Raw genomic sequence first — 14299 nt, 5'->3', positions numbered from 1 at the left:
CTTATAAGCTATGTCCTCCGATCTGATAGATTATAGAAAGTAATATTCTACCATAATCGGGACATTTTCATTTGTGGTACATCAGGACTTTATCATTTATGGCTTATAGAATATAAAAAATATCAAATTTCCCCTTGCATTTCCCGGGGATGTCTGATAGAATATCACATGTTGCAAGGCAATGCACAAAGCATTGGGCTATCGCCAAATGGTAAGGCAACGGACTCTGACTCCGTCATTTTCCTGGTTCGAATCCAGGTAGCCCAGTAAGAAGCGATTACATCCATGTGATGTAATCGCTTATTTTTATGTATAAAGCCGTCGTCAAGCTGGCAGTTTTGGGCATGCGAAGCATGCACAGAAAACTGCATGCTTGAACGACGCTAACATGTATGAGCATGGAGCGGTGTGAAACACCGCGAGAATGCGAATGCATGTGGCAGCTGCGGGAGTTGCGAAGCAACGGAGCAGCTGGCTTTATACATATTGTAGAGTTTGGCTTACGGAGCAATCCGTAGCTTATACAATAACATAATCAGAACCACTCTTCGAAAACGCAGACGGGTCGCCTGCCGCGAAGCATGCGTAAGAGAGCGGATGCGAATGCATGCAACGACGCGAATACCATGAAAGGAAGAAAACAATGAAATATTATTATGAAGGAAGAGTCCGCTTCAGCGAAGTGGACGAAAATCAGCGCATGACTCCCTATACGATACTGAATTATTTTCAGGACACTGCAACCTTTCATGGTGAGGACGCAGGGATTGGCATTGCTCATAACCGAAAGCAGGATCATGCGTGGGTGATCGTGGACATGCAGGCACACATCTACCGATATGCCGGTTTCAACGAGAAGATCCGGGTAGGAACCTGGTCTCACGGATTCCGAAGCCTGATGGCGTCGCGTGATTTTTCCATGGAAAGCGCTGACGGTGAGACACTGGTTCTCGCAACCTCGGACTGGGTATTTATGAATATGAAGACAGGAACACCGGAGGTAATTCCCGCGGAGCAGATCGAGGGATACGGATTCGATCCATCGTGGAAGATTCCAGAGGATTTGGGCAGACGAAAGATCCGGATGCCCGAAAACGGGGAGGAACAGAAGAAAATCATAATCCGTGAAGAACATCTTGATGTAAACGGCCACATGAACAACGCGCAGTACGTGCGTCTTTCAAGGAGATTTCTTCCTGTCGGATTTGAGGTGCATCATCTTCGCGTCGAATGGATTCGGCAAGTCATGGAAGGTGATGTCATTGTTCCGATTGTAGGAAAACGGGATGGCAGCTTTTATGTACAGTTTAATGATGAACAGGGAGAGAAATACTTCATCTCTGAATTTTCGGAGTAATGAAACCGGTCTCCGGTTTCCCAGAATGTGAAAATTATTGTCGCATGATTACAGGCTTCGGTTACAGAAAGGACGGAACAACATGTTGGAATTAGGAAAAAAACAGGTGCTGAGAGTGCTGAAGAGACAGGACTTCGGAGTATATCTCTCCGATGACCCGAAGGCTGGAAAGGAGCAGCAGGTGCTCCTGCCTGTCAGACAGGTGCCGGCTGGAGCGGAGATCGGCACCCCTGTCGAGGTATTTTTGTATCGGGATTCGAGTGACCGGCTGATTGCAACGACAAACACACCAAAGGTAGAACTCGGGGAGACTGCGGTTCTCAGGGTGAAGGAGACAACGCGCATCGGAGCGTTTCTGGACTGGGGGCTGGAAAAGGATCTTCTGCTCCCCTTCCATGAACAGACCTGCAGGGTTGAGAAAAATGACGATGTTCTGGTTGCTCTCTATATTGACAAGAGCGGGCGCCTTTGCGCGACGATGAAGGTCTATCACTATCTTCATACGGATTCCCCGTACAGTGTCGGCGATGTGGTGCAGGGAAGGGTATATGAACAGAGCAAAAACTTCGGTGTTTTTGTTGCCGTAGATGACAAATATTCTGCTCTCATCCCGAAAAAAGACGCACAGGGAGAATTCCGGCCGGGAGAGATACTGAAGGTTCGGATCACACAGATCCGGGAGGACGGAAAACTGACTGTCACGACAAAGCAGAAGGCTTATCTTCAGATGGATACGGACGCAGAGAGGATCGAAGAAGCCATCCGCGAGGAGGGAGGCGTTCTTCCGTTTGATGACAAGGCGGATCCTGAACTGATCAACAGCCGCTTTGGAATCTCAAAGGCTGCATTCAAGCGCGCGGTTGGTCATCTCCTGAAGGAGAGAAAAATACGGCTCGATGACGGACAGATTTATCTGAAAGAGTGATCGGAATGAGTTTTGTACATCTGCATGTTCATACGGAATACAGCCTCCTGGACGGATCAAATAAGATCAGAGATTATGTCGCACGGGTAAAGGAACTCGGCATGAATGCTGCGGCGATTACGGACCATGGGGTGATGTACGGCTGTATTCAGTTCTACAAGGAGTGTATGGCCCAGGGAATAAAGCCCATCCTCGGGTGCGAAGTTTATGTAGCGCCAGGGTCAAGGTTTGATCGGGAATCCGCGTCCGGGGAGAACCGCTATTATCATCTGATCCTGCTGGCGGAGAATCTGCAGGGATATCACAATCTGATGAAAATTACCAGCCGGGGCTTTACAGAGGGATTTTATTATAAGCCCAGAGTCGACCTGGAGCTTCTCAGAAAATATCACGAAGGGATCATCGCGCTTTCCGCCTGTCTTGCGGGAGAGGTTGCTTCCAACCTTGCAAGAAACCGTTACGAGGAGGCGAAAGCCGCGGCTCTCCGGTATGAGGATATTTTCGGAAAGGGTAATTTTTTTCTTGAACTGCAGGATCATGGAATTCCCGCGCAGAGAATCGTAAATCCACAGCTGCTGCGGATGAGTGAGGAAACGGGCATTGAACTTGTGTGTACGAATGACTGTCATTACACAAGAGCGGAGGATGCCGATGCCCATGACATTCTTCTGTGTATTCAGACTGGGAAAAAGGTCAGCGATGAAAACCGTCTGCGATATGAGGGCGGGCAGTATTATGTGAAGTCCGAGGAGGAGATGGCAGCTCTGTTTCCCTATGCCAGGCAGGCGCTTGACAATACCCAGAAGATTGCAGACAGATGCCAGGTCGAGATCCGCTTTCATGAGCTGAAGCTTCCGAAATACGAGGTGCCGGAAGGCTTTACTTCATGGACTTATCTTCAGAAGCTGTGCTATGACGGCGCGGAACAGCTCTACCATCCGGTCACGCAGGAAATCCGCGACCGCCTGGAATATGAACTGAATACAATCCGTACCATGGGGTACGTCGATTATTTTCTGATCGTCTGGGACTATGTTCATTTCGCGAAGGAGCACAATATTCCTGTCGGCCCTGGAAGAGGAAGCGCTGCGGGAAGCATGGTATCCTACACGATGGGAATCACGGAACTGGACCCACTGAAGTACAGTCTGCTTTTTGAACGTTTCCTGAATCCGGAGAGGGTATCCATGCCGGATATTGACGTGGATTTCGGGTTTGAACAGAGACAGGAGGTCATTGATTACGTCGTAAGAAAATACCATAAGGATCGGGTGGTTCAGATCGTCACCTTTGGTACGATGGCAGCCCGAAATGCGATCCGGGACGTCGGCCGCGTTATGGACCTGCCCTATGCGCTCTGTGATGCCACCGCGAAGATGATACCGAATGAGTTAAACATCACGATTGACAAGGCACTGACGATGAATCCGGATCTGAAGAGGGCATACGACTCTGACGAACAGGTACATCATCTGATTGATATGGCGAGAAAGCTGGAGGGACTGCCAAGGCACACCTCCATGCATGCTGCGGGTGTGGTCATTTCATCCAGACCGGTAGACGAGTTTGTACCGCTCCAGAGAGCGGCGGACGGCACCATAACAACACAGTACAATATGACGGAGCTGGAGGAGCTCGGTCTTCTCAAAATGGACTTTCTCGGACTCCGGACGCTGACGGTGATTCAGGATGCCACAAATATGGCGGAGAGAAGGACCGGACTGAAAATTGATCTGCGAAAGGTTGATTATAATGACCCGAAGGTAATGAAGATGATCGGAGAGGGCCGGTGCGAGGGGGTGTTCCAGCTGGAGTCCGCGGGAATGACGAGCTTCATGAAGGAACTGAAGCCCACCTCTCTGGAGGACATCGTCGCGGGTGTGGCGCTTTATCGCCCGGGACCTATGGACTTTATTCCTGACTATATCAAAGGGAAAAAACACCCGGAACTGGTACGGTATGACACCCCACAGCTCGAGCCGATCCTGAAGTCCACCTATGGATGCATTATCTATCAGGAACAGGTCATCAACATCGTCCGCGAGCTCGCCGGCTATTCCTACGGAAGCGCTGACCTGCTGCGGCGGGCAATGTCAAAGAAAAAAATGCATGTCATGGAGGAGGAGCGCCAGAATTTTGTCTACGGCAACGAGGAGAAAGATATCCCGGGCTGTATCCGCAATGGAATCGATGAAAAGACGGCAAATAAAATCTATGACGAGATGATCGATTTCGCCCGGTACGCGTTCAATAAAAGCCACGCCGCGTGCTATGCGGTTGTAACCTTCCAGACAGCGTGGCTGAAATGCTACTATCCTGTCGAGTTCATGGCTGCGCTGATGACTTCGGTCATCGACAACGCGGGGAAATGTTCAGAATATATGCTGCACTGCAGGAAGATGGGAATTGAAATTCTCCCTCCGGATATTAACCGGAGCGAGAGCTCGTTCTCGGTGGAAGGCGGAAAGATCCGCTATGCCCTTTCAGCCGTGAAGGGAATCGGACGCCCGGTCATGGAGGCGATAGAAGCGGAACGGGCGCTGAATGGTCCGTTCAAGAGCCTGAGAGACTTCTGCGAGAGACTCTCCGGCAGAGAAGTCAACAAGCGGACGCTGGAAAATTTCATCAAGGCAGGAGCCTTTGACTGCTTTGGCGGTACCCGCAGGCAGTATATGCAGGTGTACAGTCTGATCCTGGATCAGGTCAGCCAGGACAAGAAGAATAACATGGCCGGCCAGATGACGCTCTTTGATTTCATGGGCGAGGAGGCCGGAAAACAGTTTGAGATACGCCTGCCCGATGTCGGAGAATTTAACAAAGAGGAAAAACTTGCCTTTGAGAAGGAGGTGACCGGAATCTATATCAGCGGTCATCCCCTCGAAAAATATGAGGAAAAGTGGAGAAAAAACGTATCTGCGGTGACGACGGACTTCCTTCCTGGCGAAGAGAGCGGGATCCCGAAGGTCGGAGACGGAAACCGGGTTACGGTAGGCGGTATGATCACCTCCAAGACGATCAAATACACAAAAACGAATCAGACGATGGCGTTTCTGACGCTGGAAGATCTTCTCGGCACAATGGAAATCATCGTATTTCCAAAAAGCTATGAGCAGTATTCAGGTATGGTTGATACTGACGCAAAGGTGTTCATCCGCGGCAGGGTTTCTGTAGAAGAAGACCGGCCCAGCAAGCTCATTTTAGAAAGAGTGATTCCCTTTTCTGAGGTTCCGGCAGAGATATGGATTCGCTTTCCGGACATAGATGGCTTTGAACAGGCGGAGAAGGATATCCGGGATATTGCCGCGCCTTTCCCCGGAACGGACCGGATCATCGTATATCTGGAGAAGGAGCGCGCCATGAAGCGGCTGAATTGTTTTACAGACGCGGAAGATGCCGGAGGAGTTCTCGTCACTTTGAAGCAAAAATTCGGCGGCGACAACGTGAAAGTTGTTGAAAAGCGCATTGAAATGCAATAGAATTTGCATTAAAATATAAAATGCTTGGGCAGACATTGGCCTTTTTCCGGTCTATCGCCGGAATAGGGACGTAAGGGCAGCCCGGAAATTAGGAATTACAGTTATTCTGATACATCGAATACATCTAATGTGTAGAATCGGAGGAACGATAATGGCAGAAAGTAAAGTCAAAACAATAGGTATCCTTACCAGTGGCGGTGACGCGCCGGGCATGAACGCGGCGGTTCGTGCGGCTACCCGCCGTGCGATCGGCAAGGGGCTTAAGGTTAAGGGAATCCTGAAAGGGTATGAAGGACTGATCAACGAAGAAATTGTTGACCTGAATGCCAAGGACGTTTCTGATATTATCGGAAAGGGCGGCACAATTCTGTATTCTGCGCGTTGTGCAGAAATGCGCACTGACGAGGGAATTGACAAGGCAGTTGCCACATGCAATAAATACGGGATTGACGGACTGGTTGTTGTAGGCGGCGACGGTTCCTTCGCGGGAGCCCAGAAGCTTGCGGACAAGGGGATCAATGCTATCGGCGTTCCGGGAACCATCGACCTGGATATTGCCTGCACAGAGTACACGATCGGTTTTGATACTGCGGTGAATACAGCGATGGAAGCCATCGATAAGGTACGCGATACCTCGACCTCTCATGAGAGGTGTTCGATCATTGAGGTAATGGGAAGAAATGCGGGCTATATTGCACTCTGGTGCGGTATTGCATCCGGAGCAGAGGACGTTCTTCTGCCGGAGAAATATGATTACGACGAGCAGACAATTATCAATCATATCATTGAGACCCGTAAGAAGGGCAAAAAGCACCATATCATCATCAATGCAGAGGGAATCGGACACTCACAGGCTATGGCAAAGCGGATCGAGGCGGCTACCGGAATCGGGACACGTGCCACCATCCTCGGCCATATGCAGCGTGGAGGAAGCCCGAGCTGCAAGGACAGAATGTACGCTACCATCATGGGAGCATACGCGGTGGATCTGCTTATCAGTGGAAAGACCAAGAGAGTTGTCGCATACAAGAACGGACAGTTTGTCGACTTCGATATCAATGAAGCACTTGCGATGAAGAAGTCTCTGTCTGAATATGAGGTTGAGCTTGCCAAGACCCTTTCTTATAACTATGTCATGAAATAACAGGCGCATAGCTTATGGATTTATGCCATGAAATAACAGGCGTATAGCTTATGGATTGCAGGGGCTGCCACGCGAAATGCGGAGAGAGATCTCTTCCGGACCCATTTCGTGTGGCGGCCTTTTTGCATTCCGTGTCGGAACTCATGATAAAAGCGCTGTGACCCGCAATTGATGCAGCCATAGCAGAATATTCATTCTTTGCCGGACAGAGTGCTGTTTAATTACGCGAACAGTGAGCCGCAGCCGAATGCGAAGTATTCGTGTGCGGCGAGCGTCGTGATAGCGAGATAAAACTCGCGCAGCGTGTTTTATCTCGTTGCCCGGATCAATTGATGTACCGGGTACGACTTTATGAATTGCCACCTTGTAAAATAATTGGCCTGATATTTTCTGAATGTTTTACCAGATTCCAAAATATTACATTAATTTTGACAGAACAGAGAAGCGGGAGAAGATGACGGTGATCACCAGTATAACAAATGCCCATGTTAAGAGAATAATCCAATTAAATAATAAATCCAGGGCCCGCAGAGAGGAACATTGCTTCATTGCGGAGGGCCTTAAGCTTTTTCGGGAAACCCCGGAAAAGCTGCGGAAAAATGTATTTGTTTCCGAAACATTTTTGAATGAACACAGATCAGACGATACTTTGAAGGGAATCTCGTTTGAAACCGTCTCAGACCCGGTTTTTGAACGAATGTGTGATACGAAGACACCTCAGGGCATACTGACGGTTGCCGGTATGCCGGAGTACACACGGGAACAGCTTCTCGGAGGATCCGGACGTGCATCTCTCGTGATGATTCTGGAGGACCTTCAGGACCCGGGGAATCTCGGAACAATCCTTCGAACTGCAGAAGGAGCCGGCGTAAGCGGAATCTTTATGAGCAGCAGGACTGCGGATGTATTTCAGCCCAAGGTGATCCGGTCTACAATGGGATCAATTTACAGGGTTCCGTTCCGCAGAGAAGACGACCTCGCAGATGTCTGCAGCTGGCTGAAGGAGAAGCGGGTGAAGATTTTTGCCGCTCATCTCAAGGGGAAAAATACCTATCGCGGCGAAGATTACACCGGCGGAACTGCCTTTCTGATCGGAAATGAGGGAAACGGTCTCAGCGATCAGCTTTCCGCAAAGGCTGATGTGCTGATCCGGATCCCTATGGAGGGAAAGGTAGAATCTCTGAATGCGGCTGTCGCGTCCGCTCTTTTGATGTATGCGGCGCATGATCAGAGATGACGGAACCCATCCCGCCCTGTGTGACTTAGAAACAGAAGTTTCATCTCGCAGGGCGAGGCAGATTTTTATCCATATGATTCATATCTCTTTCAGAAAACTTGCCTGAATCATCCGGTCTCTTTTTCAACTCGGGAAAATGCTGCAATCCGCAGACCTCTTTTCAATTCCCGAAAATGCGCAATCCGCAGACCTCTTTTCAATTCCGAAAATGCTGCAATCCGCAGATCTCTTTTCAATACCGAAAATGCTGTAATCCGCAGATCTCTTTTGAATCCTGATAATACTTTGTCGTAATAATTACTCCCATCAATACCGGCAGATATAAGCAGATGATATGTCTGACAAAAAGGACAAACACGCAAATATATCTGATGTTATATCCAATATGTCTACATAAAACCGGCGTATTCTGAATTAATCATATCAAAACCCGGCCGTTTTTTGGACGGCTTGACAAGCAAAAACCGCAATGCTATAATGCCGAACTTGTAGTTGGTTTCCATTTTGTAACAAATATTAACAAATATGAAATAATCTTAAATCTGATTTCAATATTATGAGCAGATTTCCGTGAGCCGGAGCTGTGGCGAAAGACGAGGGGGATGCGTCTGTCGGGGCCGGCCAAGCCGGGATTTATTCCGGAGATTATCTCATTCCACAGGAGGATTTTATGAAAAACAAAACGAAAACGATTGCAGTATGTGGCTGTATTTTTGCGATGACTACGGCGATGACAGCACCGGTGTACGCAGATACGAATGCGTCGGTATACAACAACCCGTATTTTGTAGAGAACTGGGCGGACAAGGCGGTCGCGGATCTTACCAGTTCGAATGGTTATACACTGATTCGCAGCGGAGAGGATTCTTCCAGCGACTGTGTGGGGGCTCTTACCCCGGGAGCCCTGGTAACTGTCGAGGGTGAGGAGAATGGCTGGACGAAGATCTCCTCCGGAAATATTGAAGGATACGTAAGTTCCGATCTTCTGGTAACTGGCGCGGAAGCAGAGGCAGAATACCTGGAGGAAAATACGGTCTATGGTACTGTGAACATAGCAGGTACACCGGTTTATTCCGGTGAGAGCACGGGAAGCTCTGTTCTCATGACGCTGGAGGACAAGGCGGGCGTGACACTGATCAGCGCAGACAACGGCTGGTTCAAGGTGAAGGTAAACGGCCAGACCGGTTACATCTCTACCGATGCCGTTGCCATCAATGCGGATACGCATGACGCGGTTACGCTTGCAGAATTTGAAGCGGAGACCGGAATTGTGCCGGACACCACGACGAATACCGTGGACAGCTCCTATTCACAGGATGATATCAATCTTCTCGCTGCACTGATTCACTGCGAGGCGGGAGGGGAGAGCTATACCGGAAAGGTTGCAGTAGGAGCGGTCGTTCTTAACCGTGTTAACAGTGCCTCTTTTCCGAACACCATCTCCGAAGTTATTTACCAGAGCGGGCAGTTCACCCCGGCATCGAGCGGAGCCCTCGCAGCCACTCTTTCGTCCGGAGTCGATGCAGACTGTTATGCCGCGGCACAGGATGCGATCAACGGTGCGAATCCCGTGGGCAGCTGTCTCTACTTCCATGCGGGCGGCGGAAGCGGACTTACCATCGGAAATCAGACATTCTATTAATCACATAACAATTTTCCAAATTAACCAATCAGATATAAGGACAGAAGAACAGAAGGAGGCTGCGCAGTCAGCCTCTTTCTTGTTTTTTTAATGGATATGAGTTAAAATCAAACCATATGACTCGGAAGTAGAGCCGAAACCGCACAGCATCTATCCGGAGGAGGAAAATGAGATGAATTTAAAGGGACGTAATTTTCTGACACTTAAAGATTTCACACCTGAGGAAATCACCTATTTACTTGACCTCTCGGCGAAATATAAAGAGAAGAAGAAAAAAGGAATTCAGGTAGATTCTCTTCGCGGAAAGAATGTTGCGCTTATTTTTGAAAAGACGAGTACACGAACCCGTTGTTCCTTCGAAGTGGCCGCGCATGACCTCGGAATGGGAAGTACCTATCTGGATCCGTCTGGATCGCAGATCGGTAAGAAGGAAAGCATCGCTGATACTGCGCGCGTGCTCGGACGAATGTTCGAAGGTATTGAATACCGCGGTTTTGGTCAGGATATCGTGGAGGAGCTCGCAAAATATGCCGGGGTTCCTGTCTGGAATGGACTGACAAATGAATATCATCCGACACAGATGCTGGCGGATATGCTGACGATTCGTGAACATTTCGGAAAGCTGAAAGGACTGAAGCTGGTCTATCTTGGTGACGCGCGCTACAACATGGGCAATTCTTATATGGTAGTCTGCGCGAAGCTTGGACTAAAGTATGTTGCCTGTGCGCCGGAGAAGTATTTCCCGGATGCCGCGTTGGTTTCCCAGTGTGAGAAGTGGGCAGAGGAAAGCGGCGGTTCCATTACGCTGACGGAAAATGTCAGTGTAGGCGTACGGGACGCGGATATTGTGTGCACTGACGTATGGGTATCTATGGGAGAGCCGGACGCTGTCTGGGAAGAAAGAATCCGGGACCTGACTCCTTACAAGGTTACAAAGGAGGTCATGCAGACAGCCGGACCGGATGCGATTTTCCTGCATTGTCTTCCGTCCTTCCATGATCTAGGCACAAAAATCGGAAAACAGATTCATGATAAATATGGTCTGAATGACATGGAAGTTACCGATGAAGTTTTTGAATCGGAGCAGTCTCTCGTATTTGACGAGGCAGAGAACAGAATGCACACGATCAAAGCAGTCATGGCCGCAACTCTCGGCGCGGACCGCGGTATGCTCTGATCTGGAAGCTCATCATACGAAACGCCAGAGCTCTGGAAGATGCATACACGGCTGCCCGACATGTCGAAAAAGGATTGTTCTCACATGCGGGTCTGGCAAGCAGTCAGGCATGTAAGTGCCGCGCGGATATGGCAGACGGACAGACGTGTAAGTGCCGTGCGATAAGATGACGGGAGAACAAACATGTAAGTGCCGCGCGATATGACAGACAAACCTGCGTAACGCACAGAAAGAGCAGCAGTGACAGTCGGGTGTGGGACAACCGAAGTAGAAACAGGAGAGTTGATCTTGGAGGAAGAAATAAACAGTCATCTGAGTGCAGACCGGATACAAAGCATGCTGCGCACGGATCGCTGGACCATTCACTACAGGGAATCTGTGGATTCCACCAATAACTGGGCCAGACAGGAGGCGGAAGAAGGCGCTCCCGACGGGAGCGTGTACCTTGCGGATACGCAGACGGCAGGTAAGGGAAGCCGCGGCAGATCATGGGGATCTCCTGAAGGCACTTCCATATCGATGAGCCTCGTTCTGCGTCCAGAAATTGAAATGAGCAGGATTTCAATGATCACTCTTGTAATGGGACTAGGAGCGGCGGACGGAATCCGTGATGTGACCGGAATTGATACCGGGATCAAATGGCCGAACGATGTCGTGTGCAGAGGAAAGAAGCTCTGCGGCATTCTCACGGAAATGGGACCGAACGGGGATTATCTGGTTCCCGGAATCGGCATAAATGTGAACATGGACCGTTTTTCACGGGATCTGAGCGATAAAGCAACTTCCGTATTCCTCGAGACGGGGAGAAAATGTGACCGCGATCGCATCGCGGCCGGGATACTGGAATCATTTGGCAGATATTACGATGTTTTTCTTGAGACCGGTGATCTGACAGGTCTGATGGACCGTTACCAGGCGATCCTTGCAAACCGGGGTAGGAAGGTCAGGGTCATGAATCAGAGCAATCCGTACAGCGGCACCGCATTGGGAATCGACCGGTTTGGTGAGCTGCTGGTGAAGAGAGAAGATACCGGAACGACAGAGAAGGTTTTTGCCGGCGAGGTATCGGTTCGTGGAATTTACGGTTATGTCTGAGGATTGGCACATGATGTCTGTAGAAAAGCGGACAGAGAATGGCGACTATCAGATTCGGGATAACGGACACCAGATGAATGGATGGATAAGATAGAATCCATCATTCGAAACAGCCGGTACAGAACATATAATTGAGAGCAGAAATCAGAGGATATAATCCGATAAAAAGATCCGGTCACACCGGTCAAATCGGAATCATTTGATAACAGAACAGAGAATGAACGATAAAGATAAGAACAAGAATATTGTGCTCTGCGGAGCAAATTATTACGATAAGAAATACTATTTTAATGACAGTTTTTCCATACTTCCCCAGAAGATCCGTGACGAACTGCAGATCACTTGTGTCACCTTTACTGAGCAGTGCGGAGGAATTATCGTCCTGGAGTTTGATCCGGAGGGCAATCTTGAAATTCGTACCGAGGCGGAGCCGGCAGATGCTATGTATGACGACATAGGAGCAGGTCTTGCAGTGAAGAAGCTTCGCGAGGAGAAACAGGAGCTCTTTGAATCTATGGAACTGTTTTATAAAATATTTGCGGGCGGTGGTAACTGATGAAAATTCGGCCATTGAAAATCGGCAATGTTATAATTGATCATCCCGTAATACTCGGACCGATGGCAGGTGTCACAGACCTGCCATTTCGTGTTTTGTGTCATGAACAGGGAGCAGGTCTTGTCTGCACGGAAATGGTGAGCGCAAAGGCTATACTATATAAAAACCGGAATACCCAGGCGCTGATGAGAACGGATCCAACGGAGCACCCTGTCTCGCTCCAGCTTTTTGGAAGTGATCCGGACTCTGTGTCAGAGGCGGCAGCAATGATTGAGGATCTTCCTTTTGAAATCCTGGATTTTAATATGGGCTGTCCGGTACCGAAGGTCGTTAACAATATGGAAGGCTCGGCGCTGATGAAGGATCCGAAGCGTGGAGCGGCAATTATATCCGCTGTTGTGAAAAGAATCCGGAAACCCGTAACCGTAAAGATCCGAAAGGGATTTAATCTGGACTCGGTGAATGCGGTAGAGGTGGCGAAACGGATGGAGGATGCCGGCGTTTCCGCAATTGCGGTACATGGAAGAACACGGGAACAGTATTATTCCGGGGAGGCGGACTGGGAAATTATTCGCCAGGTAAAGAATGCGGTTTCGATCCCTGTAATTGGAAACGGTGATGTGGATTCTCCCCGCAAGGCAGAAAAAATGATGCGGGAGACCGGTGTGGATGGGGTTATGATCGCGAGGGCTGCCCGGGGAAATCCGTGGATTTTTCATCAGGTTATTCATTATTTGGAGACGGGCGAAATTATTTCAAAGGCAGCGCCGAAAGAAGTATATGACATGATTCTTCGCCAGATGGATCTGATGGTTCAATATAAAGGGGAATACACTGGCATCCGGGAAATGCGGAAGCATATTTCCTGGTACACGGCAGGATTCCCGAACTCTGCATCCCTTCGCAGGCGAATTAACGAAGCGGATACGGGCGACGAGATGCGAGAGCTGCTGAGGGAAACACTTATATAGCGATATCCATGACGCGCTTAATTTCGAGAGCAGCCTTTTTCCGAAAACTGCTTTTTTCTGAAGGCAACCATTGACACGCACGCGTTATGCAGTTTGAGACGCCCCGCCTGCGACGCAGGGAACAATCCGCAGCTTATGCAATTTGTGACGCTCCGCCTGCGGAGCAGCGAACCATCTACAGCATATACAGTTTTTGGAGTGCCCTGCTTTCGGGGGCATGACGGCATGGCGGTTTACTGCATGGAATCCCGGATTTGCATGATGCTCATATGAAGGTTACTATATATTGGGCTGAATTCTGGGTAAAAACACAAGTTTTTTAAAAAAGAGAAAAAATTTAAAAAGGCTGTTGACTTTTCCCTGGGACTCGTGGTATTCTAAGTGAGCTTTCGCAAGAGAAACGATTTCATCTACGACAGACAATGAACATTGACAACTGAACAGTAAAACACATCCTCGAAAATTCAAATGAAGTTTTATAAAATTTTTGTTTGAACGATCGAAAGTATTCAACGGGTTATCGAACTGTTCGTAGGGAGATAACGAATTGATTACGATCCTTTAAAACAGTAAAAAGGGATGAATTAGCCAAGTGTTAATTCTGAACAAATCAAATCTTTTTTATGAGAGTTTGATCCTGGCTCAGGATGAACGCTGGCGGCGTGCTTAACACATGCAAGTCGAGCGAAGCACTGAAGAAGATTTCTTCGGAATGATTT

The 14299-nt window shown here is 48.9% G+C and carries 10 protein-coding genes, 1 tRNA gene and 1 rRNA gene; all 12 read left to right on the top strand.

Annotated elements, in window-relative coordinates; all coding sequences use genetic code 11:
- The first annotated feature begins 194 nt into the window (after positions 1 to 194).
- Positions 195 to 267: transfer RNA gene (locus tag ACTNDI_RS13615), tRNA-Gln, on the top strand.
- A gap of 376 nt (positions 268 to 643) precedes the next feature.
- A complete protein-coding gene (locus ACTNDI_RS13610; RefSeq protein ID WP_441101504.1) occupies positions 644 to 1357 on the top strand; it encodes an acyl-[acyl-carrier-protein] thioesterase in 714 nt (237 codons plus the stop codon).
- Between the two features lie 82 nt (positions 1358 to 1439).
- Positions 1440 to 2282 (top strand): CvfB family protein, encoded by an 843-nt coding sequence (locus ACTNDI_RS13605; protein WP_441101503.1) that lies wholly within the window; start codon positions 1440 to 1442, stop codon positions 2280 to 2282.
- Between the two features lie 5 nt (positions 2283 to 2287).
- Positions 2288 to 5758, top strand: a complete 3471-nt coding sequence (locus tag ACTNDI_RS13600; RefSeq protein ID WP_441101502.1) for a DNA polymerase III subunit alpha — start codon at positions 2288 to 2290, stop codon at positions 5756 to 5758.
- A gap of 151 nt (positions 5759 to 5909) precedes the next feature.
- A complete protein-coding gene (gene pfkA, locus ACTNDI_RS13595) occupies positions 5910 to 6902 on the top strand; it encodes a 6-phosphofructokinase (protein WP_441101501.1) in 993 nt (330 codons plus the stop codon).
- 454 nt (positions 6903 to 7356) lie between these two features.
- Entirely contained in the window at positions 7357 to 8139 is a 783-nt protein-coding gene (locus ACTNDI_RS13590; RefSeq protein WP_441101505.1) for a TrmH family RNA methyltransferase, read from the top strand.
- 670 nt (positions 8140 to 8809) lie between these two features.
- Positions 8810 to 9781: a cell wall hydrolase gene (locus tag ACTNDI_RS13585; protein ID WP_441101500.1), complete on the top strand. Its 972-nt coding sequence runs from the start codon at positions 8810 to 8812 to the stop codon at positions 9779 to 9781.
- A 172-nt stretch (positions 9782 to 9953) separates the two neighbouring features.
- Positions 9954 to 10958, top strand: coding sequence for an ornithine carbamoyltransferase (argF, locus tag ACTNDI_RS13580; RefSeq protein ID WP_441101499.1), 1005 nt, complete (start codon positions 9954 to 9956; stop codon positions 10956 to 10958).
- Positions 10959 to 11246: 288 nt separating this feature from the next.
- Complete coding sequence (locus ACTNDI_RS13575) at positions 11247 to 12053, top strand: biotin--[acetyl-CoA-carboxylase] ligase (protein WP_441101498.1); 807 nt, start codon at positions 11247 to 11249, stop codon at positions 12051 to 12053.
- A 217-nt stretch (positions 12054 to 12270) separates the two neighbouring features.
- Positions 12271 to 12609: a DUF6145 family protein gene (locus tag ACTNDI_RS13570; protein ID WP_441101497.1), complete on the top strand. Its 339-nt coding sequence runs from the start codon at positions 12271 to 12273 to the stop codon at positions 12607 to 12609.
- Positions 12609 to 13580 (top strand): tRNA dihydrouridine synthase DusB, encoded by a 972-nt coding sequence (dusB, locus tag ACTNDI_RS13565; RefSeq protein WP_441101496.1) that lies wholly within the window; start codon positions 12609 to 12611, stop codon positions 13578 to 13580. Before ACTNDI_RS13570 ends, dusB begins: the two co-directional genes overlap by 1 nt.
- 619 nt (positions 13581 to 14199) lie before the next feature.
- Positions 14200 to 14299: ribosomal RNA gene (locus ACTNDI_RS13560) — 16S ribosomal RNA — on the top strand; the annotation flags it as partial.

Origin of the sequence: Bilifractor sp. HCP3S3_D3, assembly GCF_052063915.1 — a bacterium.
GTDB lineage: Bacteria > Bacillota > Clostridia > Lachnospirales > Lachnospiraceae > Bilifractor.
This window is presented reverse-complemented; position numbering and strand designations above follow the sequence as displayed.

Coding starts and splice junctions, on each gene's coding strand:
- ACTNDI_RS13585 (WP_441101500.1), top strand. CDS start 8,810: ATGAAAAACAAAACGAAAACGATTGCAGTATGTGGCTGTATTTTTGCG.
- ACTNDI_RS13605 (WP_441101503.1), top strand. CDS start 1,440: ATGTTGGAATTAGGAAAAAAACAGGTGCTGAGAGTGCTGAAGAGACAG.
- ACTNDI_RS13570 (WP_441101497.1), top strand. CDS start 12,271: ATGAACGATAAAGATAAGAACAAGAATATTGTGCTCTGCGGAGCAAAT.
- argF (WP_441101499.1), top strand. CDS start 9,954: ATGAATTTAAAGGGACGTAATTTTCTGACACTTAAAGATTTCACACCT.
- pfkA (WP_441101501.1), top strand. CDS start 5,910: ATGGCAGAAAGTAAAGTCAAAACAATAGGTATCCTTACCAGTGGCGGT.
- ACTNDI_RS13590 (WP_441101505.1), top strand. CDS start 7,357: ATGACGGTGATCACCAGTATAACAAATGCCCATGTTAAGAGAATAATC.
- ACTNDI_RS13600 (WP_441101502.1), top strand. CDS start 2,288: ATGAGTTTTGTACATCTGCATGTTCATACGGAATACAGCCTCCTGGAC.
- ACTNDI_RS13610 (WP_441101504.1), top strand. CDS start 644: ATGAAATATTATTATGAAGGAAGAGTCCGCTTCAGCGAAGTGGACGAA.
- dusB (WP_441101496.1), top strand. CDS start 12,609: ATGAAAATTCGGCCATTGAAAATCGGCAATGTTATAATTGATCATCCC.